Here is a 25337-nt window from a genome sequence, read left to right as displayed (position 1 = left end):
CATTCTGTCGCTTGCGACGATCGCCGCCCTCGGTGAGCGCCATATAGACCCCACATCAGCTAACTGTCAACGAACATTCATAAAAAAATACAAAGTTTCTTTCCACAGACAAAACCAGGCAACTTTACCAAACATTAAGCAGCAAGATGGGCTGATTCCTGCGGGACGCAACGAAAGCGCGTCGATATGACGGGACGCAACATGTCTAATTCCTGTTTTTGGACAGAGCCTTTCCAGGGCAAAAATTCTACGGCTACGTGCCAATTAAATACATGAAACAGAAACGGTCGGAATGTGTTGGCGCAACTCTCGAACGCAATGGCAGCGCACGAGGCCCTGGCGTTTACTCCGCACTGTCGTTCACTTAGTCGCTTGTCAGTTTCACGCATGAAACGAGCATTGATGACCAGACGGCTTTGCCCTAACAGGTTCAAGCCTCAGTCTGTTAAAGAGCGTGCAGATTGGCGGCTGACCAAGAGCAGATTTTTCGGCAGGGTAATGACCTGGCCAAAGATTGTATCGAACACAAGGACAAGGAAACTGATCATGACCGATAACGCGATCGAAGCAGCAACACAGCGGATTTATGAATCACTTGCGGCGGATAACGTGGATATTGATCTCCATATTGCCAGCCTGAAGGCCGCAATGGCGCAGGCAGGCAAGAAAGAAGTTGTTCTCGACCCAGGCAAACTGGTCCAGAGTAATCGTTCGGGCCGCAAGCTTCTTCAGGCTTATTTTCGCCAGCGTGGCGTGACAGTCAGCTATCTCGCATCGTAGAATGTGCCATGACGGAAGCCCGAACAAGATAGGCTCGGACCCGATTGTCGACGCAAGCATTGGCATTATCCGGGGCGCAAGCGAAATGCAGCGCCCGCTGACGACCACTGACACGGCCCAGGCCGGAGAAGATCTGATCTATTCCCCAGGCAATAAATGGGCGTAATCTTCCTGCAATCCACGCCGAGCAAACCGTAGAAGCGAAACGATTGAGGACTATTGCGTGCGCCTGTTGCTGGTCGAAGATGAAATACAGATGGCGGAAGCGCTCCGCGTGGCTTTGGCGCGTTATGATATGATTGTCGATCACGTCACCGATCTGGAAAGCGCCGAGAACGCGGTGGATGACCATGTCCATGATGTCATTGTGCTTGATCGTCAGCTGGCCAGTGAGGATGGTTTGAATCTTTTAAGCTACCTTCGCAAGAAATCCTACAATATTCCGGTCATCGTGGTGACCGCCCGCAGTGCGATGGAGGAACGGGTCGCCGGTTTGGATCAGGGCGCGGACGACTATCTGGGAAAACCGTTCGCTGTCGAAGAACTGGTGGCGCGTTTGCGCGCGCTTCTGCGACGACCACCGGTCATTGCGCCTCTGGTTCTAAGTGTCGGCGATCTGGTCTATTTGCCTGGTGATCGAGAGGCGCGGGTTCAGGGTCAGACTCTGGACTTGCCACGGCGCGAATTGCTGGTTTTGGAATCGCTGATGCGCCGGCAGGGAAGAACGGTGTTAAGACGCGTTCTTGAAGAAGCCGTCTACAGCTTCGATGACGAAATCCAGTCCAATGCGTTGGATTCTCATATTTCACGTTTGCGAAAGAAACTGAGCGAGGCAAAGGCAGGCGTCGAGATTCACGGCATCCGTGGTGTTGGCTATCTGTTGCGGGCGCTGCAATGATCCGCTTTCAACGCAACTCCTTGCGCCGAAGGCTGATCTGGCAATTGCTGCTGTTCCAGGCGGGGTTTCTGATCCTCTTTGTGCTTGCTTTTGTCGCCTATCTGATAGGCGCGAAGGATGGCGGCGCCCTGGTTGACCCTGAAATCACCGAAATCGCAGCGCGGGCCATCATCCGGGACGATGCTGGAAAGCTTGCGATCGTCGAAACGTCGGAGCTGATAGCCATGCGTGAATCTGCGCCCGATCTTTGGTTCGTTGCCCGGAGTGATAAAGGAGAAGTGGTACAATACGGGCCGGTGCCTGCGCTTTACCAGGATTTTGGTGATATTCTTGATCGCATCACTTTCGCTGATATTCGTGACAATCTGAATTCTTATTTTCTCTCCGCCGTCATCCGAAACGTCAAAGGCACGGCCGGACATTTGACGATCATGGGCAAAGGGAATTTGCTGAGCATGACATTTGTCGTGGTCGTCCTTTCAAACCTGCTCACTATTCCTATTCTGGGCGTGCTTGCGCTGATTACGGTGTTTGCCATTCCGTTCATCGTCAAGCGTGGGTTTGCGGACATATCAAATGTGGCGGCACAGGCGGAGCTGATCGATATCGACAGTCGCGGCATGCGTTTGTCCGATCAGGGCGTCCCGGCTGAAGTTCGCCCGCTTGTGGAAGCAATCAACAGAGCATTGCGGCGCCTGGATGAAGGCTATGAGCGACAGCAAAGATTTATCCTTGATGCAGCGCATGAGTTGAGAACGCCGGTTGCGATCCTGCAGACCCGGATCGAGGGCATGCCGGAAAGCGATTTCCGAACCCGTGTGCTCGCCGATGCGGCGCGGATATCCGCCCTTTCCGAGCAGCTGCTTGATCTGCAGCGCATTGATAAAGCGACGACGACGTTCAAGCCGGTCGATCTGACATGCTTGTGCGAAACAGTGGTCGCAGATCTCGCTCCGATCGCCATCGCTGGCGGATATCAGCTGGCTTTGCTTGCAAGTGATAACCGTTCGAGCGTCATGGGAGACGAAGGTGCTCTGCAACGGGTTTTAACAAACCTCGTTCAGAACGCGATCCAGCATGCCGGCAGACAAGGAACAATCTGGGTGAAAGCCAGTGATCCAGGCGCCATCGAAGTATCGGATGAGGGCAACGGGGTTCCAGACGGGGAACGTGAACGCATTTTCGAGCCGTTCCACCGCGTGCAATTAACCGATCGTGGCGCCGGTCTGGGACTTAATCTGGTCAAGCAGATCGTCGCTCGCCATCATGGCTCGGTAACGGTTGGCGAGAGCGCAAGCGGCGGCGCGTCGTTTCGAGTGACACTCCCGCTCGCAACCCGACACGACTGATGTTCAAAGTGCTGTTTCAAGGTCTTCGAATGGATTGTTGCGCTGTCGCAATTTTTCGTGGTGACAGTTCCTACCGGCCCGTCTGGAAATCACCTTGCCGCGCGTTCTGCGGGCGACCATGCGAAAGGATTGGTTGAGATGCGCACGCTGGCTTTTTTGATTTTTTGGGCAGGCATCGGTTCTTGTCTAGCCTGTGAACCCGCCAGCATCGACTGGCAGCATTTTTTTGCTCAGTACGATCGCAATGGAAATGGGCAGATTTCTGAACGTGAATTCAAGCGCGTCAGCGGCTTTTTCCCGTATCACTGGCCCAATCGGCCAAATCTTAGCCACCGCGAACTTTTTGCAAGGCTTGACATCAACCAGGACGGCGCCTTGGACCAGGACGAACTTTCAGGCGTCTACACGCTGCTCTCCAATCCTTACCTTGGACTACCGGATTGATCTTTTTTTAAAAACTGATCAGGCAAGCTCTTTTTGCAGAACGGTTTCCAGCCATTCAATAAACACATGAAGTCGCCGCGAAAGATGCTGCCGATGCGGATAGAGCAAGGTCATGGGCATGGGTGCTGCCTGAAATGCCGGCATGACTTCCAAAAGTTCCTTTGAAGCCAAGTGGTTCTTCACATCATAGGCCGGGATTTGGATCAGTCCGAGCCCGGCCAGACAACAGGCGATGTAAGCTTCAGCGCTGTTCACAGTCACGCGCCCCCTCATCGGAATATGGTGCAGCCCGGTTTCATCAACCCATTCCCAATCTTCGACGCGCCCGTTGCTGGGCGATGCGTAGTTTACAGCCCAATGATGCTGAAGGTCATCTGGCACGCAAGGCATTCCATAGCGCGAAAGATAGTCGGGTGCTGCGACATTGATCAAAGGAAGGTGGCCGAGCGGACGAGCAATCAGCCCGGAGTCGGCGAGCGGGCCCACGCGCAGCACGCAGTCGACATTGTCTTCGACCAGATTGATTGCACGGTCGCTTACCCCGAGCTCGACATCGATATCCCTGTAACGATCAAGAAAATCCGCAAGAGCAGGCGCAATGATGAGACGGCCTATTCGACCGGGAACATCGATACGGATCTTGCCTGACGGCTGCGAGCGGACTTGACGAAAGAGATTTTCGGTCTCCTCGACATCAGCAATGACGCGTTGGCAGCGCTCATAAAAGGCGAGACCATCATGGGTTGTGGAAACATGTCTGGTTGTCCGGTGCAGGAGCCTTGTGCCGATCCGGATTTCCAGCTCGCGCACCGCAGCCGATACGGATGAGCGCGGCACACCCAATGTCGCTGCAGCGCGTGTGAAACTGGCGCAATCGACCACGCGGATAAAAATGCGAAACAGATCAATCCGATCCAAAGCGGCTCCCATTCCCTATTGTGCAGATTCTCTGACAAGTCTTGTCAGATTACGGTGCTTTATCTTCCATTTCCAGACGATACCTTGTTCGGGCAACTGCGACGCATGCAGGTTACCGCCTTTTATCTGGAGAAATGAACGATGATTGATCACAGCATTGAGGGAAAAACAGTTCTCATCGCCGGCGGCGCAAAGAATCTTGGCGGGCTGATCGCACGCGATCTCGCAAGCCAGGGCGCCAAGGCTATCGCCATTCACTATCATGATGCTTCCGCAATGTCTGAGGCGCAGCAAACTGTGGCGGCAATCAAAGCATGCGGTGCCAACGCAGTGGCTCTTCAGGGCGATCTGCGCACAGCTGCAGCCGTTGAGACGCTTTTTGCGGAGACTATTTCAGCGATTGGCAGGCCCGATATCGCCATCAATACGGTGGGCAAGGTATTGAAAAAGCCGATCCTTGAGATCACGGAAGCCGACTATGATGCCCTGAGCGCAATCAATGCCAAGGCGGCCTTTTTCTTCATCAAGGAGGCGGGGCGTCATCTTCAGGATAATGGAAAACTTGTCACGATCGTCACATCCCTGCTTGGCGCCTTCACGCCCTTTTATGCTGGCTATGCCGGCACCAAGGCACCGGTCGAACACTTTACCCGGGCAGCTGCCAAGGAATTTGGCGATCGCGGGATCTCAGTCACAGCGATCGGACCGGGTCCGATGGATACGCCATTTTTCTATCCTGCAGAAGGCGCTGATGCGGTGGCTTACCACAAAACTGCGGCGGCGCTCTCGAACTTCTCCAAGACCGGCCTGACCGACATTGCGGATATCGTGCCCTATATCCGTTTCATGGTCTCGGATGGCTGGTGGATGACGGGTCAGACCATCCTCGTCAATGGTGGCTACACCACCAAATGAGTGTCGAGCAGCCTTCAGACCTTCCAAGTTCCGTTTGCTGCCACGCCGCTTGACCATCGAAGATCTGCCGTCTCCAATGGAATTGCGAAACGGTTTTGTGAGCACGTCTGACGCGATCAGAACTCTTGCAGAGCTCTGATATCTGAAGGAAGGGTGGCAAGCGCGCGGGTTCCACGCGCCACGCCTCAGCCTTCCTCTAGCAGGGTTGCGGCTGCATCTGGCGGCGCCCAAGAACGACCAGACCCAGAGCGAGCAAAGCAGTCACACCGCCTGCAACAGGCACAAAGGCGTAACTCACACCTGCCTTGATCACCGCACCACCAATGGTTGCACCGATGGCGTTGCCAAGATTGAACGCTCCGATATTGATGGATGAGGCAAGTCCGGGCGCCTCGGAAGCCGCCTGCATGACCCGCATTTGCAGAGGAGGAACGATTGCAAATGCGGCGACACCCCAGATGACGAGCGTGATGCTTGCGGAAAGTGAATTCACCAATAGGAGCGGTGACAGAAGCATCACGGCGGATAAAAGCGCGAGAAAGAGAATTGCTGCGCCATTCAGCGACCAGTCAGCAGCGCGGCCGCCGATATAGTTGCCAATTGTAAAACCCAACCCGATCAGAACAAGCGACAGCGTCACGAAATTATCGGAGGCGCCGGTCTCGGCCTTGAGGATCGGTGTGACATAGGTGTAGAGGACGAACATTGCACTGGCACCCAGCACCGTTGTCAGCATCGGCAGCACGACATCCGGACGGCGCATTACCTGCAACTCGCGGCGGATGTCTGGCCTCTGGCTAGCCTGGCCCTTTGGCAAGGCCGCAGCCAGTCCGGCAATGGTCAGGAGACCCAGCAGCGCTGTCCCGCCGAATGCTTCACGCCAGCCGATCTGCTGACCGATCCAGGTGGCAACTGGCACCCCGCCGACATTGGCGATGGTCAGTCCCATGAACATGGCAGCGACCGCTCTTGCCCGCTTTTCCGGGGCGACGAGGCCGGCGGCGACCACGGCACCAAGACCGAAATAGGCACCGTGGTTCAAGCTGGTGATCACACGTGCAAACAGCAGCGTCCAATAGCCCGGCGCCAAGGCAGATATGATATTGCCCAAAGTGAAGATCACCATCAGGGCAATCAGTGCTGAACGCTTGCCAAAACGCGAAAACACAAGCGTCATAACGGGTGCACCAATCATGACACCGACCGCATAGGCGCTGACCAGCAGACCTGCAGAGGGAATCGACACGTCCACGCCTACGGCGATGACCGGCAGCATGCCCATCGGTGCGAATTCAGTGACGCCAATCGCGAAAGCGCCCGTCGCCAGTGCCAGCAACGGCCAGTTAAACCGGCTTCCTACCATTTTAAACCTCGATGATTGATTTTTGGGCGCCCGACGGCGCGAGAAAGTGAACCCTGCTCCGAGATAGATCGGCAGGGCAGAATTGACAATGCAACTACAAAGCATATGTTTTATGAATTGATTTCATAGGTGATGCAGATGGATAATCGTGCTGGAGAGATGGATGTGTTCTTACGTGTTGTCGACACCGGAAATTTCTCCGAGGCGGCGCGGCAGCTGCATATGGCGCCCTCGTCTGTGTCAAAGTTGATTAGCCGTCTTGAGGCGCGATTGGGCGTTCGGCTTCTGGAACGATCCACCCGCAGTCTTTCCCTGACGGCTGAGGGGCGCCGATATTACGAGCGCGGCCAGGGATTGCTTGCAGACCTCGACGATATCGAGCGCGACGTCTCGCGCGGTGGACGGGGCACAGGCGGTCTTGTTCGCATTACATCATCGGTCGGTTTTGCGACCGTCGCAGTCGAGCCATTGCTGCCTGAATTCTGGCGGCTGCACCCCAATATCGTCGTGGATCTGTCATTATCGGACGAAGTGATCGATCTCTATCTCGACCGGACCGATGTCGCCTTTCGCATCGGCGTTCTGGGCGACTCTTCTCTGACTGCCACCAAGCTGGGAACCGCGCGGCGCAGGATCGTCGCCTCCCCCCATTATCTGGAAAGACATGGCACGCCCGCGACCCTCCGGGAATTGGGCGCTCATCAATGTCTCGGTTTCAATTTCCGACGCTCAACCCAAGTTTCTGCATTGCGCAATAGTCGTCGGACGCTGGATAGCGTGACCGACCAGCGCCTGCTTGCCAATAATGGCGAGACGGTGAGGCGAATGGCGGTATTGGGAATGGGCATTGCACAATTGGGCGAATATCATATCCGTCATGAGCTGAAATCCGGTGCCCTGGTTGAAATCCTGACAGAGGAGACGAGCGGCGATACGGAGGATTTACACGCCGTGTTCATGGGCGGCGAACGCTTGCCACATCGGGTCCGGATCTTTCTCGATTTCATGGTTCCCAGATTGCGTCATTATCTGGCGACAGGAGGAGGGGAACAGAGACGATAGACGAGCGGCCCATTTGCTCGCTGCCAAGCCAGGCAGTCCTGGCACAATCATGCCAGGACCAATTTGCATCAAGCGAGAACGCCTGCCCTGCTTTCAGCTCAGGGTCAGCGCAGGGTGATAGCGTTGTCGCTCAGGCCGGCCTTCAGGGTATCAATGATATCATTCCTGGTCTGATAAAAATCGCGCGAGCTTGCCCAATATTCGATGCGCAAGGTAATTTTGTCGGCGGTGAGATCGTCTGACATGACGCGCGGAGCGGGGTTGCTACTAACCCGCTGATCGGATTTTATGATCTGCGCGACGGTCTGTTTTACGGATTGGATATCGCTATCTGCAGCAACAGCAATGGATAACAACTGGCGACGCTGTGCTTCGCGGCTGAAATTGGTGATCGGCGTGTTCCACAAAGTGGAATTGGGCGCCATCAGATAAAGTCCGTCTTCAGTTTTAAGTTCGGTCGCAAACAGACCGACTTCGGAAATCGTACCTTTTACCGAGGCAGTCTCGATATATTCGCCGACCCGGAATGGCCGTAGCACCAGCAACATGATGCCGGCAGCGATATTCTGCAGTGTTCCTTGCAATGCCAGTCCTATCGCCAGACCTGCAGCACCCAGCGCCGCGATGATAGAGGCTGTCTGAACGCCGAACTGGCCGAGAACCATCACCAGCACCAGCAACAGCAGGGCATAATGTAGAACGCGTGAGAAAAAGCGCGCCAGCGTCTCGTCGATGCCACGTACATTCGACAGACCCCGATAGGCCCAGCCACTGAGAAAACGGGCGATCAGCCAGCCACCGACCAGCAGGATAATGGCACCCAGTAAAGAGAGACCATATTGAATTGCCAGAGCCCATAATTGTCCAAGTCCGCTAGGCACAGCGGTAAACGCATTCGTCATCTGTTGATCCATTCGAAAATCTACTCCTTGAAATCTGAAACCGTTTGAATCCTTCAATATATTCCGTGCATGACCGCGTCGTAATGCTCTTCAATTGCGGCGGTACAATTGCAGGATTTCTTTCGCAATGCCGTCTCGTCTTGGATTGTGACCACGCCCCTGCCGGTGGAGATAACGCCTTCAGCGCGCAACTGGCCGATGGTGCGTGTGACGAATGTCCTGCCGACACCGAGCATTTCCGAGAGTTGATCATGGGTCAGTTCAAAATGATCGGAACTGGTTCGTGCGGCCGCTGCCAGCAACCATTTGGCGGTGCGTTGGGTGATTGTATGGGTGGCATTGCAGGCGGCGGTCTGAAACACCTGAGCCATCAGACAGTCGGAATAGCGGGCAAACCAGTGCCGCAAAGCAATGGATTCCGTCTTCACCTGTTCAAGCGCTGCGGTTTTGATACGATAGAAGCGACCCGGATTGCGCACCAAAGCGGTGGCATAGGCTGGCAGACTGCCATTGGAAACGATGCCACCGATCGCACCTTCCCGGCCAATCAGCGCGATTTCTACGGCTGGATTGTCATCATCGACCCAGCGCTGAAAACTGGCCATCGCCGGACCGCAGGGAAACCAGGTATGGACGACATCATCACCTGCTTTATGCAGGATGGTTAAGGCATCAAGCTCGAATATCATGGTGTGAGGGGCTAGCTTTTGACGGTCACTCTCGCTCAACATCATCAAAAGAAGATTGTCGGAGAAATCTTGCAGCGCCTGAACATTCATTGAAATCCATCCCTATTTCATGCAGAGCGTCCATTAGTGGACAGACGATAACCTCCGCCTATGTTACTTTTAGACATAACATCGATAACTGATTGGAAAATCTGAAATTGCTGATCCCTGGAATATTTCAAGACGAGTAGAAGCAGACTGGACGACACAGTTGCCGCGATTGAAACCCGTCACTCCCACCTTCTTCCCCGCCAATAAACATTGTTCCTCATTGTCTTTGTGAGAAAGTGTGCCGTCTGAAATGTCCATATCCGAGCCTGTCAATCTAACCAATTGCGATCGAGAACCTATCCACATTCCGGGCTCAATTCAGTCACATGGTGCAATGCTGGTGATTGATCCGTTCCGTCAGCGTTTGATGTATGCCTCATCCAACGTCCCTTCCCTAACGGGTTATCAGGGTGATTTGATCCCTGGCATGGACATTTCTTTGATTGTTGGCGAAAAAAATGCCCATGATTTTCGCAATGCGGCCGCCAAGGCGCGCGAGCCAGGCCTGTCTTCGATCATCATCGGATTCCGGTTGCCGGGCGTTGCGGGTCTTTTTGATGCAATGGTTCACACGCATCAGGGCAAGACATTTGTCGAGTTTGAACGCTGCCCGGATCGTGGCCAGACCGCAAGGCAGGCGCTCGATCTGACCCGATCCGTCATCCATCGCCTTGGCCGGGAAGACAGCGTCGAACGGGCTGCTTCGGTTGCGGCAAAACTTGTCCGGGCCATGCTCGGATATGACCGGGTGATGGTTTATCGCTTTTTGCACAATGGCGCGGGTCGCGTCATAGCCGAAGCGAAATCATCCGCACTTGGCAGCTTTCTCGGACAACATTTTCCTGCAAGCGACATACCGGTGCAAGCGCGGAAACTCTATATCAGCAATACGATAAGAATGATCTCGGATACGGCCTCGCGTCCTGTGGAGCTCATACCAGCGCTCGAAGTGGGTGCGGATCCGGTCGACATGTCTTTTGCGCAATTGCGCAGCGTTTCGCCAATTCATTGCCAGTATCTCAACAATATGGGTGTAGCGGCTTCACTTTCGATATCGATTATTGTTGATGGGGCGCTCTGGGGCCTGATTGCCTGTCATCATGACACGCCCAAAGTGACCCCATTGCCTTTGCGCATTGGCGCTGAACTGTTTGGGCAGTATTTCTCCTTGCACATAGCCGCCTGCGAGCGCAGAGCGACACTCCGGGCCGCAGCCGAGGTGCGGACCAAACTTGATGAACTTGTGTCTCGGTTGAGCACAAACAACTCGATGCGTGACGATCTGATCGCGCAATTGCCGGAATTTGCCAAGCTTGTCTCCAGCCATGGCGCAGCGCTGTGGATGAATGATCACTGGTTTCAGACGGGGGATGCACTGGATGAGCAGACCACCCGCGCGCTGTTAGAGATTGCCAAGAAGCAAGCCCCCGGTGATGTCTGGTCGACTGCGCATCTGGGAAGCCATCTTGACCACCCTATCGCAAATGTTGCCGGAATGATCGCCATTCCGCTGTCCGTCACCTTTGGGGAATATCTTGTTCTGTTCCGCAACGAGGAGGCACATCAGGTCGAGTGGGCTGGTGAGCCGGCCAAGACCGTTGTGTTAACACCGTTTGGGGAGCGGCTGACACCGCGCGGCAGTTTTGAGACCTGGCGCGAAGATGTGCGCGGGCAATCCACGCCGTGGACTGAGGTCGATCTGTCGGTAGCCCGCGCCATTGCCACCTATTTGCGCGATGTCATCCTTCGGCAGAGCGAGATTTCGGAAAAGGAACGCATTCGCACCGATCAGCGCCGCCGTATCTTAAATGCAGAACTCAATCACCGGGTTAAAAATATCCTGTCGCTTGTCAAATCCATCGCCCGACAGACCGGGATGGGTGCTCAGAGTGTTGAAGACTACGGGCAAACTCTGGAAGGGCGGCTTCGCGCGCTCGCCTCGGCGCATGATCAATCACTCGATGGCTCAAAGAGCGGCCTGATTGGCACTTTGGTTGAAACCGAAGCTGATCTTTATCGCGATAATGCAGCTCCGGACAAAGTGATCATAGAAGGCCCGCCTCTTGGTCTCGATCAACGGGCCTATGGTGTCCTTTCGCTTGTGATACACGAGATGATGACCAATGCTGCCAAATATGGCGCGCTTTCCACGCCGCTGGGTCAATTGCGCATTCACTGGAAACTCTTGCCCACGGGAGAATGCGAAATCAGCTGGCTTGAAACCGGTGGGCCGGTTGTCGTGCAACCGACACGCACCGGATTTGGCACAAAGCTCATCAGAAGTTCTTTCGAATACGATCTGCGCGGCAAGGTACACATTGAGCACCGATCGACAGGGTTGTTTGCCACTTTTGTGATTCCGGCGAGCTCAGTCGCAGCTGCAGATATTGAGCAGCCCGATGTTAAAGCGATGCAGGCACCCGCGCTCTTGCCGCTTGATCATGCATCCATTCTGGTTGTCGAAGACCAAAGTCTGATTGCGATGGATGTGGAGGACACGTTGCGGTCGATGGGTGCTGAGGATGTCCGGCTTGCCGGTGATCCAGAGGAAGCACTGCAAATGTTGCTGACATTCCGGCCGCAAGTGGCAATTCTTGATTTCAACCTTGGTTCGATCACCTCGGAGACAGTTGCAGAACAGCTCACGGCATTGGGGATACCCTTCATTTTCATGACCGGTTATAGTGATCATTCCTCTATTCCCGAAAGCCTCAGACAGATTGATGTGGTGCGCAAACCCATCAATGACGTCGCGCTCTCTGCAAAGCTCTCTGCTGCTCTTAAAAAGCCAAAAAACGGCCTATGATCCTCTCTCATCCTGGCCTTGAAGGTGGCTTACAGCATGCGTGAGCCCGCATCCATGCTGCTATTTGGAACGAAAACGCTGTTGACCTAGACATGGAAAGGCCGATCTGCAACCGGTCGTAACAAGACCGGTGCAGTGTGCGGCCGCATGCGTCTTCGGGTAAGACATCAGCACAGCCGTTTCATGCCTGCGCGATTTGCAGATGTGCCAACCACCGACCCCGCCGATATGAGGGGCAAACCAGCAACCCATCGGCCTTATCGCCAAGCAGTATGGCGAATTTGTCATTGTCTTATCAAAGACCGCGCAGCAGTTTGAAGGCGATGAACCACATCACGAAGCCGATGATTGCTTCAAGAATGCGCCAGGCATGCGGGCGGGCAAAGATCGGTCGCAGCCAGACGGCTCCATAGCCGAGCGTGAAAAAGAACAGAAATGAGCCGGTGACAGCACCGGCCGCAAATTCGAACTGCTGCCCCGGGAACCGTGTCGAAATTGTTCCGAGCAAGACAACAGTATCCAGATAGACATGCGGATTGAGCCAGGTCAGCGCCAGACACATGGCAATGGTTCTGGTGAAACTGGTTGCCGTCGCCTGTTCAACGTCCAATGCGCCTGATGAACGAAGTGCCGCGTAAAAACTCTTGAGCCCATACCAGATCAGAAAGGCCGCACCGCCATAGCGCATGACGGGATCCACAAAGGGCAGAAGCGTGACGATTTTCTGGAAGCTGGTGACACCGATGACAATCAGCACGGCATCGGAAAGCGCGCAGGTAAGACTGACAGCGAAGACATGTTGCCGGCGAATGCCTTGGCGCAGCACAAAGGCATTTTGTGCTCCAATGGCGATAATCAGACTGAGCCCAACGGACAGGCCCGTGATGTAGATTGCTGGATCCATCGGTGCATCTCTTTCGAAAACAAATCGAGAATGCCATAGACGCCGGAATTGCTTTAGCCTAATTAAATATCCTAATGCAAGTTAAGGGCAACTAACCCATGATCGACTATGCCGCGCTGCGGGTTTTGCAAACCATCGTTCACTGCGGCAGCTTCGAACGCGCCGCTCAGCTGTTGAATGTCACACCGTCGGCGGTCTCCCAGCGCATCAGGCAGCTTGAAGAACGTGTCGGAACGACGCTTGTGATCCGGGCGACCCCCTGTGTTGCAACAGAAAAGGGCGAATGGCTTTGCAGACACATGGAAAATGTCGGCATTCTTGAAACCGAGCTTTTCAAAAACCTGCCTTCCCTTGCCCGTGAAACCGACGCCTGCCAGCAGGTCACGCTCCACATCGCCGCCAATGCCGATAGTCTGGCGACCTGGTTTCTCACAGCCGCTGCCGCATTCACAAAGACATCGGATTATCTTTTAAAGATTTCAACAGATGATCAGGAGTTTACCGCAGATTGGCTCGCACGCGGCCAGGTTATTGGCGCCGTTACAAGCGCAGAAAAGCCGATAGCCGGCTGCAAGCGCCTTTCCCTTGGTAAACTGCGATACCATGCAACAGCCAGCCCAGAATTTGTGGCGCGTAATTTTCCTGCGGGCGTGACGGCCAAAGCGCTCGCCGCAGCCCCTTCGTTGACATTCAATCAGAAGGACCGTCTGCAATCGAGCTGGATCAAACAAACCTTGGGCGAAGACGTGCAGGGGCCTCTCCACTGGCTCCCCTCCAGCCACGGATTTGTCGATGCATGCCTGATGGGAATGGGCTGGGGCATGAATCCTGTTCATCTGGTCAAGGATCATCTGGCGACGGGACGGCTCGTGGAGCTTCTTCCCGCTCAAACGCTGGATACGCCTTTGTACTGGCAGATCAACCGGCTCGCGGCAGACCGACTGTCGCTGTTGACCAAAACGATTGTCGCGGAAGCCGGGCGCGCACTTCTTTAAGCACGATCGATTTTACAGCAGCATGATTGCAGATCAGCCGTGTGAGAACGCTACGGGCGTGCAGCCTCGCGAAAAATTGAGCCGGGAATGACGGCGCGGCGGCGCTTATTTATCGTTAGAATCCATCAACGCGTTGAAGTTGTGAAAAAATCTTCTAAGCATTGTGCATCGATTTAATTTTACAGCCTTTGGCTTAAAAGATGAAAGAGGCGATGAATGGTTGCTCAATCCAGGTCGGTGCGGATCATCAAAACCGTGATCGAGACCATCCGTCCACAGTTCAATATTGAATTGTGGGACGGGACGCGCATCGGCAATTTCGATGGGGCTGCCTTGGTTATCAATGATCCGACGATCGTTCGACAACTTCTCCTCAAGCCAAATTACGATTCCCTGATCGACATCTGGGTTTCGGGCCGTGTCGATGTCAGGAGTGGCACTATTTTTGATCTGGCCAATGCGAAGATTGACGGAAAACTCAAGCAGCGCATCAAGGAATTGCCAAAATGGCAGTTGTTGAAGGACCTGCCGGCGCTTGTTTTTGCTGGAAAATCAGCCGCGCGGTCGGCAGTGGTTGGTAAAGCACCTTTTGTCAGCGGCTCCAACAAGGAGGCGATCACCCATCACTATGACGTCTCTAATGCCTTCTACCAATTGTTCCTTGACGAGCGCATGGTCTACACATGTGGCTACTTCACCGACTGGGCCAATGACATTGACCAGGCACAACAGGACAAGCTCGAGCTCATCTGCCGCAAGCTGCGACTTCAGCCCGGCGATCGTCTGCTCGATATTGGTTGCGGCTGGGGCGCTTTGCTTATCTATGCTGCGCAAAACTATGGCGTTGTGGGAACGGGTGTCTCTCTGTCGGAAGCGCAGACGGCATTGGCGCGCGAGCGCATTCGGGCCGCAGGTCTTGAAGACAGGATCACCATCCACGTCAAGTCCTATGCTGAACTTAATGATCAGTTCGACAAGATTTCGTCGGTGGGCATGTTCGAGCATGTTGGCATTGAAAACTACGACACCTATTTTACGGCCGTGAACAGGTTATTGCGGCCGGGTGGTCTTTATATGCACCACGCCATCACCCGTCGCATGAAGCGGAATAAGAAAGCCTTCAATCGCAAGAGTGCCGAGCATCTCGCATTGGTGAAATATATTTTCCCCGGTGGGGAACTGGATCATCTGGGCATGACGATCGAGAATTTGGAAGGGCACGGCTTCGAAGTTCACGATGCTGAAAATCTGCGTGAACATTATGGCCGCACCTGTCGACTATGGTGTGAGCGGCTCAGCGCCAATTTCGAACAGGCGGTCGCTGAAGTCGGCTATGCGAAGGCGCGCCTATGGGTGTTGTATCTGGCGGGTTGCGCCCTGGCTTTTGAACGGGGTACCGTTCAGATTAATCAGACCGTGGCTTCCAAGCGGAAACGCGGCATCTCAGCCGTCCCGCAAACACGCGAGGATATCTACCACGATTTTCGCAGCGGCGAGAAACTGCGCTCCGGATCCTGAGTGAAACAAGCCCTCTTGAATGCCAACAACAAGAGGGCTTTTTTCTTAGTTCTGCTGCATCACATCACGCCACAGGTCGATGCTTCCTTCACCGGCATGACGGTCGATCTCCTTGAGTTCTTCGTCAGAGAATGCCAGGTGGTTGAGCGCATCGAGCGAGTCATCAAGCTGCGCGACCGTGCGCGCTCCGATGAGAGCGGAGGTTACACGCGGGTCCCGTAGCACCCAGGCAATCGCCATCTGTGCCAGAGATTGGCCTCTGCTTTGCGCGATCTTGTTGAGTTCTCGCACCCGCGCAAGATTGTCTTCGCTCAGCAGTCGTTCGTTAAACGACCCGCCCTTTGATACGCGTGCATCGGTGGGGACACCGCCAAGATATTTTGATGTCAGGAGACCCTGTGCCAAGGGCGAGAACGCAATGCAACCGGTTCCCAGATCATCGAGTGTTGCGAGGAGTTCACCTTCCACCCAGCGGTTGAGCATCGAGTAGGACGGCTGATGGATCAGCAGCGGCACGCCTTCTGCGCGTAACAATGCTTCGATTTCGCGTGTGCGCTGAGGATTATAGGAGGAAACACCGATATAAAGTGCCTTGCCCTGGCGAACCATCTGCACCAGAGCACTCACGGTTTCCTCGAGCGGGACATCATTGGTCGGACGGTGCGAGTAGAAAATATCGACGTAATCCAACCCCATGCGCGCAAGGCTCTGATCAAGCGATGCCAGCACGTGCTTGCGCGAGCCGCCGCGACCATAGGGACCGGACCACATATCCCAGCCGGCCTTTGTCGAAATCACCAGCTCATCACGATGGTCGCGAAAATCTTTCTTGAGCACGGTGCCGAAATTCTCTTCGGCCGAGCCAAAGGGGGGACCGTAATTATTGGCGAGATCGAAATGAGTGACGCCGCGATCAAATGCCCGCCGGATAATCGCGCGGCCGGTTTCAAACACATCTGCGCCACCGAAATTCTGCCAGAGACCCAGCGAGATCGGTGGCAGTTTCAAACCCCAGCGTCCGGTTGCGCGATAGTCGACAGCTTCATAGCGCTGCGCATCAGGGATATACATGTGCTCTCCGTTTCATTCCTGCGGGCTGGCTGCCCTGTCACCTTCAAGCAATACCCGCCTCGAATGGTTGAATCAATCACCGCAAATTCAATGGATCGTTTAGTTCTCCTCAACGATGAAGCGGTTGCAGTTCCCGTATGGTCTTGATCAGCATCTGCAATCCATAGGGCAATTGGCGACGACTTGAATAATAGAAGCTCAGCGGTGGTCCGGGAGAGGCCCATTCCGGCATCAGGATCTTCAAGCGCCCTGCCGCCACATAGGGTTCGGCGAGTTTTTCAAGGCAATAGGCAATGCCGGCACCTGACAGCGCTGCTGCGATGGAAATATCGGTGGATCCGGATATCAGTGAGCCAGGCACATCGATCTTAAGATGGGCGTCGCCACGATCAAACTCCCAATGGTAGATCTGCCCGCGCCCGGTTCTGATGCGGATGCAGGCGTGATTGATGAGATCACCCGGGTGTTCGGGATGGCCGGCACGGGCAAGATAGAGGGGCGATGCCACAGCCACCCAGTTGAGCGTCGTGCTGACAGGCACTGCGATCATGTCTTCCGGGATGGATCCGGCATATCTCAGCCCGGCATCAAAGCCCTCGGCCGTGACATCCAGAAAGTTATCCTCGGCGGCGATTTCCAGTTCAATATTAGGGTAGCGCTCGCAGAATACCGGAAGGACCGACTGCAGCAGCAGCGGCACGGCATCCTTGAGCACATTGATGCGCACGCTTGCGGCGATCCCGCTGAACTGCCCCTGTAACTCTTCGAGCCCGCTATTGATGATATCGAGGCCTGCAGCGACTTTTTCGGCCAGCACCGCGCCGGCTGCGGTGGGTGCGACACTGCGGCTGGTTCGGTTGAGGAGACGTATTCCAAGATGGCTTTCCAGTGCCTTCATGCGGTGACTGAGCGCGGAGACCGAGACATCAAGCTGATCTGCCGCCTTGCGAAAGCTGCGATGGCGAACGATCATCAGGAAGACGGCGAGATCCGAAAGCTGGTTCTTATTGGCGACCAAGGCGCGCCCCTCCTGATCGATACAGATATTGATGGCCGGGTAAGGCCAATGACCATCTCTTTGTTGCACCGGTCATGGCGATGAAAGCAAGCCGCAATTTGCGTGGCGGACGGAGCCATCTCGCACGGCTTCTTCGAAGCAACCGCCTTCTAACAGCGTCGATCACCGGAGTGGCACTGTTGTTTTGTGCCAGGTGATCCTTATCAACCAAAGGCGCATCGCTGTCGCCCAAAGGCTGATTGACCCCGAAAATCGCGCATGCAACTACTATTAGCTAGCATAATAACTCATTGAGCGAAATCATGTTCGACTACTGCATCGTGGGAGGCGGGATCGTCGGGCTGGCAACAGCCTGGGCGATATCCCGCGGTGAGCCGGACGCCCGTGTTCTGCTGCTCGAAAAGGAAGAGCATCTTGCCGGACATCAGACCGGTCATAATAGCGGCGTCATTCACGCGGGCATTTATTACCAGCCAGGAAGCCTGAAGGCAGAACTCTGCCGCGCCGGGGAGCGGGCCACCAAGGCGTTTTGTGATCAGTACGGAATTTTTTACCGCACGCCGGGCAAACTGGTGGTGGCGACCAGTCCGCTCGAACTGCAACGCCTTGAAGCGCTACAGGAAAACGCCGCAGCGAATGCCATAAAATGTCGAATGGTTGAGCGGGATCAGTTGAAGGAAATGGAACCCTCGATCAGCGGCCTCAAGGCACTGTTTGTTGAACAAAGTGGTATTGTCGATTATCAGGCGATCTCGACGACGATGGGCGCTTTGATCAAACAAGGCGGTGGCACGATCAAGCTGGGCATGCGTGTCACAGCGCTTGAGGAGCGCGCTGATTGTGTTCGCATTCATACCGATCAGGGCATTGTGGAAAGCCGCTATGCGATCGCCTGCGCCGGTCTGCAGGCCGACCGGCTGGCACGGCAGTCGGGCTTGAGTGTGGATTTTCAGATCATCCCGTTTCGCGGCGAATATTATGCGTTGCGTCCGCAACTGAGCAGGCTTGTAGAGCGCATGATCTATCCGGTGCCTGATCCCGCCATGCCATTTCTCGGAATCCATCTGACGCCGATGATCGATGGCAGTTTGACGGTGGGACCGAATGCGGTCCTGGGACTTTCCCGTGAAGGCTATGGCAAATTTTCCACCAGCATGCGGGATATTGCCACCTATATGGGCTTTTCGGGCTTCTGGAAGGTGATGCGGCAGCATCTTGCTTCTGGTGCAGAGGAAATCAGGGACAGTCTGTTCAAATCAAGCTATCTCGAAAAATGCAGAAAATACTGTCCATCGCTCGAGCTCAATGATCTGCTTCCCTATCGAGCCGGCATCCGCGCGCAGGCTGTTTCCAGCACGGGTAGCCTCATCCATGATTTCAAGCTTTTGCAAACGCCGCGAAGCTTGCATGTCTGCAATGCCCCCTCACCCGCAGCCACCTCCGCCATCCCGATTGGTGAACTGATCTTCAGGCGCACAAAGTCCGACCCGATGCATCACTGACTGTCCCGCTGCGAATATCGGAGGCTGAGAATTGCAGCCATGATGGGTTAGAGAAGTCGCAGTTTGCGCGCATGAAAGGCTTCCGCGAAGCGATCGGGGGCGCGGCATTCCATGCCGCGAAGACGGGCAATCGCGCGAAATGTCTCGGGGTCAAACCAGTCCTTTGAACGCTGAGAGCTGAAATGCTGCATGAGCAGGTTGATTTTCTCATCGAGGATATCTGCGCTCAGCGCGACATAGCTGTTGGGCTGCCCGAGATCTCCATCCCATTTGGGAATTTCATATTCCAGCACAAGCTGATCGCGAAACACGTTCCAGGTCAGTTCCTGAACCGTGCGATGGTCCTGATGGGCGTCTGCGCCGCCATGTGTGAAGATGAGGTCCGGTGTGAAGCGGTCGCGTAGCGCCATCAGCCAGGCTTTGATCTGCCGGGCGTGAGCTGGAAAATAACTGTCCTCAAAATGAGCCTGCTGAATGGAGCAGCGATGCGCTCCACTGGTAAAGCCACGCGCAGCAGCCAGTGCTTCTGCCTGTCTGAGTTCATTACCCGACAAAACACACCATTCAATATCCAGCGGCACCCCGGTTGCAATCAGGCTCAGGACAGTGCCGCCACAGCCGATTTCAATATCGTCTGAATGTGCGCCCAAACAGAGAAGCTTCAGCGGTATTTTTCGCTCCGAAAGACGCGAGAGATCGATCATAATGCAATCGCGATATTTGCGGCCTGCATCTGTGTCCGATGCTTTTTCCATGGCATATCGCCCTTTTCGACCATGTCCTCCAGTGTCTGCCAGTCACGCAATGTGTCCATCGAGCGCCAGAAGCCCTCATACTTGTAGGCCATCAGCTGATTGTCGGCGATCAGGCGTGTGAACGGTTCGAGTACCAGTTCCTCGCCCTCGCGCATATAGTCGAATATTTCCTTGCGAAACAGGAAGTAGCCGCCATTGATCCAGATATCCGAGGTATTGGAGGTCCGGAACGCATGGACCGCGCCATCTTCAGCAATATCGGCAAGGTGATAGGTCAGCGGAGGGCGAACCGCCAGGAAGCAGGCAAGCTTCCCACTTTGTTCGAACCGCTGCTTCATGTCATCAAGATCGACATCGCTCAAGCCATCACTATAATTGGCAAGAAACATATCCTCGCCCTGGACATGGGCACGTGCACTCCACAATCGTTCCCCGATATTGCGCCATATCCCGGTATCGAGCAGCGTGACACTCCAGTCGCGATCGACATCTTCGAGCAAGCGGACATTGCGGCCGCCGTCGGAGACGACGCAATCGGCAAAGGTCTGGGGGCGGATGTTGAGAAAGAAGTCTTTGACAACATTGGCCTTGTAGCCCAGACAAAGGACGAACTCATTATGTCCATAGTCAGAATAATATTCCATGACGTGATGGAGAATGGGTTGATGTCCGAGTGGGATCATCGGCTTGGGCACATTTTCGGAATATTCGCGTATTCTGGTACCAAGACCACCGCAGAAAAGAACCACTTTCATGACTTAGCGCTCCTCTGTGAACAAGGCAGGATCAATCAAGGTCACGTGTGGGATCGGTATGATGAACTTGCCACCCCATTCCACCACATGCTGCATCTGCCGGATGATTTCCTCCTTGAAGTTCCAAGGCAGGATCAGAATATAATCGGGTTTGAAACTGTCGATGACCGATGGCTCAAAGATCGGAATATGCATCCCGGGCGTAAAGCGTCCGTGCTTGTAAGGATTGCGATCAACCGTGAAATCGAGAAAGTCGGTCCCGATACCGCAATAATTGAGCAGGGTATTACCCTTGCCCGGCGCGCCATAGCCACAGATGCGCTTGCCCGCATTCTTTGCTGCAATCAGAAATGACAGCAGGTCGCGTTTGGTCCGACGGGTTTTCTCTGAAAACTGTTCATAGGTCGCAATGTCGTTGAGACCAAAGGCCTGTTCTCTTTTGAGCAAAGCTCCCACGCGGGGGCTGGCCTTTCGCTTGCTGGAATTATGGGCGAGATAGACGCGAAGGGAACCACCATGGGTGGGCAGCTCCTCCACATCGATCACCTTGAGGTGGTGTCGGTGCGCCATGTAACGGATGGTCAGCAAGGAGAAATAGGAGAAATGTTCGTGATAGATCGTATCGAACTGATTGTGTTCAATCAGATTGGCCAGATGCGGAAACTCAAGGGTGATGACCCCTTCCGGCTTGAGCAGCAATTGCATCCCGCGCACAAAATCATTGAGGTCGGGGACCTGTGCGAGAACATTGTTGCCGATGATCAGGTCAGCCTTTTTTCCATCGGCACTCATCTGCGCGGCAAGGCGCGTGCCAAAGAATTCGACCAATGTGGGAACCCCTTTTGCCCGTGCCGCTTCCGCGACATTTGCCGCAGGTTCAATGCCGAGGATCGGGATGGCCTTCGGGATGAAATGTTGCAGCAGATAGCCATCATTGCTGGCAATTTCGACGACGAAACTATCCCCGTTCAGATCGAGCCTTTCGGTGATCGCCTCACAATAGGTTCTGGCGTGATTGACCCAGCTTGTGGCAAAGGATGAAAAATAGGCATATTCGGTAAAAATATCGGCAGGGCTGAAATATTCCTTCAGCTGCACGAGAAAACAATGGTCACAGACCAGAGCATAGAGCGGATAATAGGGCTCCATTTGATCACATTGTTCGGCCGTTATGAAGCTCTCGCATGGGGGGGACATTCCCAGGTCAACAAAACTGTGCCTGAGAAGCGTTCCGCACAAGCGGCAACCGACTTGTTGTTGGGCCATGCTTGTACTCCGCGATATGCCCGGCGTCTGGATGGTCATAAAGATACCTCGCCCTGCCCGGTCCCGTTAAATTCCGGGTCCTAGTGCCGATCTAGTTCGGATAAGCAAAGCTACTGGTTGGGCCCAATATTTCCGAGACTGCAAAGAGGAGCGCATCCTCTATCCCATCGGCCGGTCCTATCCGCTGTCGGGCTATGGGAGACGCTCCCTTGAACCTTCGTATCGGTCAAAAGGCGCAGGTTGCGCTACCTCTTCTGGATAGGGGGATGATGGGCTATGGTGCAGGCCTGTGAGCCCAAAACAACCCTATCGCGCTGCGGGAAAGCTGTCAGAATGGCTGCGTGAGGCTTGCGAGGCAAAAAAGATGCGTTTTCTACCGCTGAACATTCAGGGCGCCTGGTCCATCGAGCCGGAACGGATTGAGGATGAACGCGGCTGGTTTGCACGTGTCTATTGCGAAGCGGAATTCAAGGAACGCGGCATGGAAACCAGTTTCCCGCAGCATAGTCTCTCGTTCTCGCGAGAAAAAGGCACATTGCGTGGATTGCATTATCAGAATGAACCGCATTCAGAAACCAAGCTTGTCACCTGTCTGCAGGGTATCATCTGGGACGTGCTGGTTGATTTGAGACCCGATTCACCCACCTACCGCCATTGGACGGGGCTTGAACTGTCAGCGGGCAACGGTGTGGAGCTTTATATTCCGGAGGGCTGTGCGCACGGCTTTCAAACGCTCACCGATGATGTGTTGCTGCGCTATATGATTTCCCGACCCTATGCACCCGATTTTGCAACGGGTATTCGCTACGATGATCCTGCTTTGGGGATCCCCTGGCCGGACAAGCCGAGCATCATGTCAGAGAAGGACAGGAGCTGGCCGCATCTTTGAGTCAGGCGGGATCGAGGAGGCCAACCGCGCAAAGTCTTTGCGCGGCGTAATAGAGTGTTTCAAAATCGATTTCAGAGCGCGCGGCCATGTCGAGAACTGTGTGGGTGCCGTCTGACAGGTTCAGCACCCACAGAAGAGCCATCGCATAGTTCGCTGGCGCTTGTTTGCCATCTCTATGCTCAAACAACCCTCTGCGTCCGAGTTGCGGTTCACCTTTGGGCGCAGTATTGACGGGGGTCCAGTTGCGTTCAGCCAGATCAATGGCCTGCATGACGAGATGATAGGATTGTCGCAGATAGTCCGCTTTTATGAAATCGAGATTGTCGCTCGACGTGTGATATTCGGGAAAACTGCCATAGAGGCTGCGCTGGAATGACCCGACCGGCAAATTGAAGCCGGGTGAGCAAAATTGCCGTTCGTCGTAACCGTAGGGCCAGAAGTCATGGAGCCTGGCGTCGGGAAGACCCGCGCGCGGCAACAGATAGGCCATGATCTGATCAATTTCGGCATTGCCACGTCGACTTCGCTTATAGTTTGGTCCGCCGCCGTCCCCCACACAGGATAGCACGAGCCCATGTTTAACCAGCGGCAGCTGCGCTTCGTTCTGTCTGAGCCAGGCAAGCGCTCCAAAGGTTGCAGGACCAAATAACAGACGATAGGTCAAGCGGGTTTGACGCCGCTTTAATGCCGCGCCCAGGAAGCTGAGAAGCGCAAGCCCCGAGCAATTGTCATTGGCGAGCGACGGATGGCAAAGATGCGTTGAAATCAGAAACACATCCTTGCTGGAGCCTTTGTGGATGAACTCTCCATAGTCGAGCCAGCCCTCCCGATGTTCGGCGTCGATCACCACCTGATAGTGATCATCCTGCATCTCAAGCAACGCGTTATGGGCCATACAGAAGCCCCAGTCGGCATTGTGATAGCAGGTTCGGTAAGGGATGCAGTCGGGTTGCTCCGGCAATGTATGGATATGGCCACGCAATTCCGTCAAACGCATGCGGCTCCAGACCGGTACACTGAAGTTAACGACATGGAGATTGTTGTGGTTGAAATCGACAATCCGACGGCCCGCATCATCGGCTATGAAAGCGTCACGGATCAACCATTCGCTCGGTACCTGCCAATCAAAAACTTGGTCTCCACTCTTCATTCTGTGCATATCGAGCGGCAATTGCTCGCCGATTATCGCCAGTGTCTGCCGCACCCCCTCTCCGGTCAGGCTGCGGCAGATCGGGAAGAGCCGTGTGGCGAGCGCGTGAATTTCATGACCGATTGCGCTGTCTTGCGGCCGGTTGGACCCAACCCCTCGATCATATCCACTATCCATCACGCGCTTGCCCTGAACAGAGCGACATCTTCAACGGTGCGGCGCAAATTGCCATCGAGCTCGCCTTGCGCAAGCAGCTTTTTGATATGGGCAATACGCTGGAAACGCGGGCCTTCAAATTCTTCAAGTGTCAGCGATGAACGACAATAGGCCGCAAGCAGTTCCTGTGCGCCGGCCACCGCATCCCATTGCGGTCGTGCCTGTGGCAGCAGGCGGGCAAGTTTCTCGAAACTGACGCGATATGAACGCGTATCGGGACCGGCATCCTCGGCATAGTCAATGCGGCAGTCCGGAACCGTGTCAGCAACGATGGCTGCAATGTCACGAATACGATAATTATGGTCGGTCGAACCGACATTGAACGCCTGGTTAAACACGGTGTCCCGCTCGGCTTCCATAGCCGCTATGAAAGCCCGTGCAATGTCTCGAATATGGACGATCGGCCGCCATGGCGTGCCATCGGATTTGAGATAGATCAATCCTTTGGTAACCGCCCAGGCGACCAGATTGTTTAACACGATATCGAAGCGCAGAAAGGGCGACACGCCATAGGCGGTTGCCGGTCTCATGTATACAGGACAGAAGCTTTCGTCTGCGAGCGCACTGATATCGCGCTCGGCCCTGACCTTGGAGCGGCCATAAGCGGTGACCGGATTAAGCTCTCCCGTCTCGTCGATTAACGCCGCATCACTGATGCCGTAATTGCTGCAGGAGGAGGCAAAAAGAAATCGTCTCACGCCAGCAGATTTGGCCGCCTTCGCCATGGCAACGCTTGCGTGATGATTGATTGCATAGGTGAGATCCTCATTGAGATTGCCCAGCGGATCATTCGACAAAGCGGCAAGATGAATGACAGCATCAAAGCCTTGAAGATCATGAGCGGTGACATCGCGCACATCCTTGCGGATTGTCGGCACATCGATCACCGAGCCTCCTTCTTCAAACAGGCAGTGTCGATACAGACCGGAATCATATCCAGCAACCTCATGGCCTGCGCTGATCAGCATCGGGACCATGACGGACCCGATGTAGCCTTGATGTCCCGTAACAAGCACCTTCATGGCAAACTCCTCAACTTGATGATGACAGCACGCTAGCGCGCATGCGCAGCAAGAACGAGT

24 protein-coding genes are annotated in these 25337 nt (G+C 54.7%); 12 read left to right on the top strand and 12 right to left on the bottom strand.

The annotated features are described in order from the left end of the window. The 5 genes from RT142_RS19255 to RT142_RS19235 form a co-directional block, all read left to right on the top strand. Positions 1-190 (top strand): hypothetical protein (locus tag RT142_RS19255; protein WP_313030785.1); only part of this gene is annotated, 190 nt, incomplete at its 5' end. 356 nt (positions 191-546) lie between these two features. Continuing rightward, a complete protein-coding gene (locus RT142_RS19250) occupies positions 547-780 on the top strand; it encodes a hypothetical protein (RefSeq protein ID WP_313030783.1) in 234 nt (77 codons plus the stop codon). 223 nt (positions 781-1003) lie between these two features. After that, positions 1004-1678: a response regulator transcription factor gene (locus RT142_RS19245; protein WP_094543912.1), complete on the top strand. Its 675-nt coding sequence runs from the start codon at positions 1004-1006 to the stop codon at positions 1676-1678. Beyond that, on the top strand, positions 1675-3027 hold the full coding sequence (locus tag RT142_RS19240) for a HAMP domain-containing sensor histidine kinase (RefSeq protein ID WP_313030779.1): 1353 nt from the start codon (positions 1675-1677) through the stop codon (positions 3025-3027). Before RT142_RS19245 ends, RT142_RS19240 begins: the two co-directional genes overlap by 4 nt. 138 nt (positions 3028-3165) lie before the next feature. Beyond that, positions 3166-3471 (top strand): hypothetical protein, encoded by a 306-nt coding sequence (locus RT142_RS19235; protein WP_007880529.1) that lies wholly within the window; start codon positions 3166-3168, stop codon positions 3469-3471. An 18-nt stretch (positions 3472-3489) separates the two neighbouring features. On the opposite strand, the gene RT142_RS19230 is transcribed toward RT142_RS19235, so the two are convergent. After that, on the bottom strand, positions 3490-4389 hold the full coding sequence (locus RT142_RS19230; protein WP_007880531.1) for a LysR family transcriptional regulator: 900 nt from the start codon (positions 4387-4389) through the stop codon (positions 3490-3492). Positions 4390-4530: 141 nt separating this feature from the next. Between RT142_RS19230 and RT142_RS19225 the strand changes: the two genes are divergently transcribed. Beyond that, positions 4531-5304 (top strand): SDR family oxidoreductase, encoded by a 774-nt coding sequence (locus RT142_RS19225; RefSeq protein ID WP_007880533.1) that lies wholly within the window; start codon positions 4531-4533, stop codon positions 5302-5304. 196 nt (positions 5305-5500) lie between these two features. Here the strand turns inward: RT142_RS19225 and RT142_RS19220 are convergent, their stop codons facing one another. Beyond that, a complete protein-coding gene (locus RT142_RS19220; RefSeq protein WP_313030775.1) occupies positions 5501-6667 on the bottom strand; it encodes an MFS transporter in 1167 nt (388 codons plus the stop codon). 138 nt (positions 6668-6805) lie between these two features. Between RT142_RS19220 and RT142_RS19215 the strand changes: the two genes are divergently transcribed. Continuing rightward, complete coding sequence (locus tag RT142_RS19215) at positions 6806-7729, top strand: LysR family transcriptional regulator (RefSeq protein ID WP_094543915.1); 924 nt, start codon at positions 6806-6808, stop codon at positions 7727-7729. Between the two features lie 104 nt (positions 7730-7833). Here RT142_RS19215 and RT142_RS19210 read toward each other — a convergent pair whose 3' ends face one another. Further along, complete coding sequence (locus RT142_RS19210) at positions 7834-8643, bottom strand: mechanosensitive ion channel family protein (RefSeq protein ID WP_007880539.1); 810 nt, start codon at positions 8641-8643, stop codon at positions 7834-7836. 41 nt (positions 8644-8684) lie between these two features. Next, positions 8685-9410, bottom strand: coding sequence for a Crp/Fnr family transcriptional regulator (locus tag RT142_RS19205; RefSeq protein WP_007880540.1), 726 nt, complete (start codon positions 9408-9410; stop codon positions 8685-8687). Positions 9411-9660: 250 nt separating this feature from the next. On the opposite strand from RT142_RS19205, the gene RT142_RS19200 reads away from it, so the two are divergent. Continuing rightward, entirely contained in the window at positions 9661-12216 is a 2556-nt protein-coding gene (locus RT142_RS19200; RefSeq protein WP_094543909.1) for an HWE histidine kinase domain-containing protein, read from the top strand. A 295-nt stretch (positions 12217-12511) separates the two neighbouring features. Here RT142_RS19200 and RT142_RS19195 read toward each other — a convergent pair whose 3' ends face one another. Further along, entirely contained in the window at positions 12512-13120 is a 609-nt protein-coding gene (locus RT142_RS19195) for a LysE/ArgO family amino acid transporter (RefSeq protein ID WP_094543908.1), read from the bottom strand. Between the two features lie 98 nt (positions 13121-13218). On the opposite strand from RT142_RS19195, the gene RT142_RS19190 reads away from it, so the two are divergent. Continuing rightward, on the top strand, positions 13219-14115 hold the full coding sequence (locus tag RT142_RS19190) for a LysR family transcriptional regulator ArgP (RefSeq protein WP_094543907.1): 897 nt from the start codon (positions 13219-13221) through the stop codon (positions 14113-14115). 216 nt (positions 14116-14331) lie between these two features. Further along, on the top strand, positions 14332-15633 hold the full coding sequence (locus RT142_RS19185; protein WP_094543906.1) for an SAM-dependent methyltransferase: 1302 nt from the start codon (positions 14332-14334) through the stop codon (positions 15631-15633). A 45-nt stretch (positions 15634-15678) separates the two neighbouring features. Here RT142_RS19185 and mgrA read toward each other — a convergent pair whose 3' ends face one another. Both mgrA and RT142_RS19175 read right to left on the bottom strand, forming a co-directional pair. Then, positions 15679-16704, bottom strand: a complete 1026-nt coding sequence (mgrA, locus tag RT142_RS19180; RefSeq protein ID WP_064322784.1) for an L-glyceraldehyde 3-phosphate reductase — start codon at positions 16702-16704, stop codon at positions 15679-15681. 109 nt (positions 16705-16813) lie between these two features. Continuing rightward, a complete protein-coding gene (locus RT142_RS19175; protein WP_313030766.1) occupies positions 16814-17722 on the bottom strand; it encodes a LysR family transcriptional regulator in 909 nt (302 codons plus the stop codon). A gap of 302 nt (positions 17723-18024) precedes the next feature. Between RT142_RS19175 and lhgO the strand changes: the two genes are divergently transcribed. Then, positions 18025-19224, top strand: coding sequence for an L-2-hydroxyglutarate oxidase (gene lhgO, locus RT142_RS19170; protein WP_313030763.1), 1200 nt, complete (start codon positions 18025-18027; stop codon positions 19222-19224). Between the two features lie 47 nt (positions 19225-19271). Here lhgO and RT142_RS19165 read toward each other — a convergent pair whose 3' ends face one another. From RT142_RS19165 to RT142_RS19155, 3 genes are read right to left on the bottom strand one after another with little or no spacing between them, the layout of a single operon-like run. Further along, positions 19272-19928: a PIG-L deacetylase family protein gene (locus tag RT142_RS19165; RefSeq protein WP_313030792.1), complete on the bottom strand. Its 657-nt coding sequence runs from the start codon at positions 19926-19928 to the stop codon at positions 19272-19274. Beyond that, the gene (locus RT142_RS19160; protein ID WP_313030761.1) at positions 19925-20734 is read right to left on the bottom strand and encodes a sugar phosphate nucleotidyltransferase; all 810 of its coding nucleotides are present in this window, start codon (positions 20732-20734) and stop codon (positions 19925-19927) included. Before RT142_RS19160 ends, RT142_RS19165 begins: the two co-directional genes overlap by 4 nt. 3 nt (positions 20735-20737) lie before the next feature. Then, positions 20738-22039, bottom strand: coding sequence for a class I SAM-dependent methyltransferase (locus RT142_RS19155; protein ID WP_313030758.1), 1302 nt, complete (start codon positions 22037-22039; stop codon positions 20738-20740). A 325-nt stretch (positions 22040-22364) separates the two neighbouring features. Between RT142_RS19155 and rfbC the strand changes: the two genes are divergently transcribed. After that, a complete protein-coding gene (rfbC, locus tag RT142_RS19150) occupies positions 22365-22889 on the top strand; it encodes a dTDP-4-dehydrorhamnose 3,5-epimerase (RefSeq protein ID WP_171380221.1) in 525 nt (174 codons plus the stop codon). Between the two features lies 1 nt (position 22890). On the opposite strand, the gene RT142_RS19145 is transcribed toward rfbC, so the two are convergent. Further along, positions 22891-24216 carry a DUF4910 domain-containing protein gene (locus RT142_RS19145; RefSeq protein ID WP_235972557.1) on the bottom strand — a complete coding sequence of 442 codons (1326 nt, stop codon included), beginning with the start codon at positions 24214-24216 and terminating at the stop codon, positions 22891-22893. Further along, positions 24216-25277, bottom strand: coding sequence for an NAD-dependent epimerase/dehydratase family protein (locus RT142_RS19140; protein ID WP_171380222.1), 1062 nt, complete (start codon positions 25275-25277; stop codon positions 24216-24218). The genes RT142_RS19145 and RT142_RS19140 overlap by 1 nt, the downstream gene beginning before the upstream one ends. Positions 25278-25337 lie beyond the last annotated feature (60 nt).

Origin of the sequence: Brucella sp., from assembly GCF_032066345.1 — a bacterium.
GTDB classification, from domain to species: Bacteria; Pseudomonadota; Alphaproteobacteria; order Rhizobiales; family Rhizobiaceae; genus Brucella; species Brucella pseudogrignonensis.
This window is presented reverse-complemented; position numbering and strand designations above follow the sequence as displayed.

Bases quoted from the DNA above. Each gene is read 5' to 3' on its own strand.
- RT142_RS19250 (WP_313030783.1), top strand. From the start codon at position 547: ATGACCGATAACGCGATCGAAGCAGCAACACAGCGGATTTATGAATCA.
- RT142_RS19240 (WP_313030779.1), top strand. From the start codon at position 1,675: ATGATCCGCTTTCAACGCAACTCCTTGCGCCGAAGGCTGATCTGGCAA.
- RT142_RS19235 (WP_007880529.1), top strand. From the start codon at position 3,166: ATGCGCACGCTGGCTTTTTTGATTTTTTGGGCAGGCATCGGTTCTTGT.
- RT142_RS19225 (WP_007880533.1), top strand. From the start codon at position 4,531: ATGATTGATCACAGCATTGAGGGAAAAACAGTTCTCATCGCCGGCGGC.
- RT142_RS19220 (WP_313030775.1), bottom strand. From the start codon at position 6,667: ATGGTAGGAAGCCGGTTTAACTGGCCGTTGCTGGCACTGGCGACGGGC.
- RT142_RS19215 (WP_094543915.1), top strand. From the start codon at position 6,806: ATGGATAATCGTGCTGGAGAGATGGATGTGTTCTTACGTGTTGTCGAC.
- RT142_RS19210 (WP_007880539.1), bottom strand. From the start codon at position 8,643: ATGGATCAACAGATGACGAATGCGTTTACCGCTGTGCCTAGCGGACTT.
- RT142_RS19205 (WP_007880540.1), bottom strand. From the start codon at position 9,410: ATGAATGTTCAGGCGCTGCAAGATTTCTCCGACAATCTTCTTTTGATG.
- RT142_RS19200 (WP_094543909.1), top strand. From the start codon at position 9,661: ATGTCCATATCCGAGCCTGTCAATCTAACCAATTGCGATCGAGAACCT.
- RT142_RS19195 (WP_094543908.1), bottom strand. From the start codon at position 13,120: ATGGATCCAGCAATCTACATCACGGGCCTGTCCGTTGGGCTCAGTCTG.
- RT142_RS19190 (WP_094543907.1), top strand. From the start codon at position 13,219: ATGATCGACTATGCCGCGCTGCGGGTTTTGCAAACCATCGTTCACTGC.
- RT142_RS19185 (WP_094543906.1), top strand. From the start codon at position 14,332: ATGGTTGCTCAATCCAGGTCGGTGCGGATCATCAAAACCGTGATCGAG.
- mgrA (WP_064322784.1), bottom strand. From the start codon at position 16,704: ATGTATATCCCTGATGCGCAGCGCTATGAAGCTGTCGACTATCGCGCA.
- lhgO (WP_313030763.1), top strand. From the start codon at position 18,025: ATGTTCGACTACTGCATCGTGGGAGGCGGGATCGTCGGGCTGGCAACA.
- RT142_RS19165 (WP_313030792.1), bottom strand. From the start codon at position 19,928: ATGATCGATCTCTCGCGTCTTTCGGAGCGAAAAATACCGCTGAAGCTT.
- RT142_RS19160 (WP_313030761.1), bottom strand. From the start codon at position 20,734: ATGAAAGTGGTTCTTTTCTGCGGTGGTCTTGGTACCAGAATACGCGAA.
- RT142_RS19155 (WP_313030758.1), bottom strand. From the start codon at position 22,039: ATGACCATCCAGACGCCGGGCATATCGCGGAGTACAAGCATGGCCCAA.
- rfbC (WP_171380221.1), top strand. From the start codon at position 22,365: ATGCGTTTTCTACCGCTGAACATTCAGGGCGCCTGGTCCATCGAGCCG.
- RT142_RS19145 (WP_235972557.1), bottom strand. From the start codon at position 24,216: ATGGATAGTGGATATGATCGAGGGGTTGGGTCCAACCGGCCGCAAGAC.
- RT142_RS19140 (WP_171380222.1), bottom strand. From the start codon at position 25,277: ATGAAGGTGCTTGTTACGGGACATCAAGGCTACATCGGGTCCGTCATG.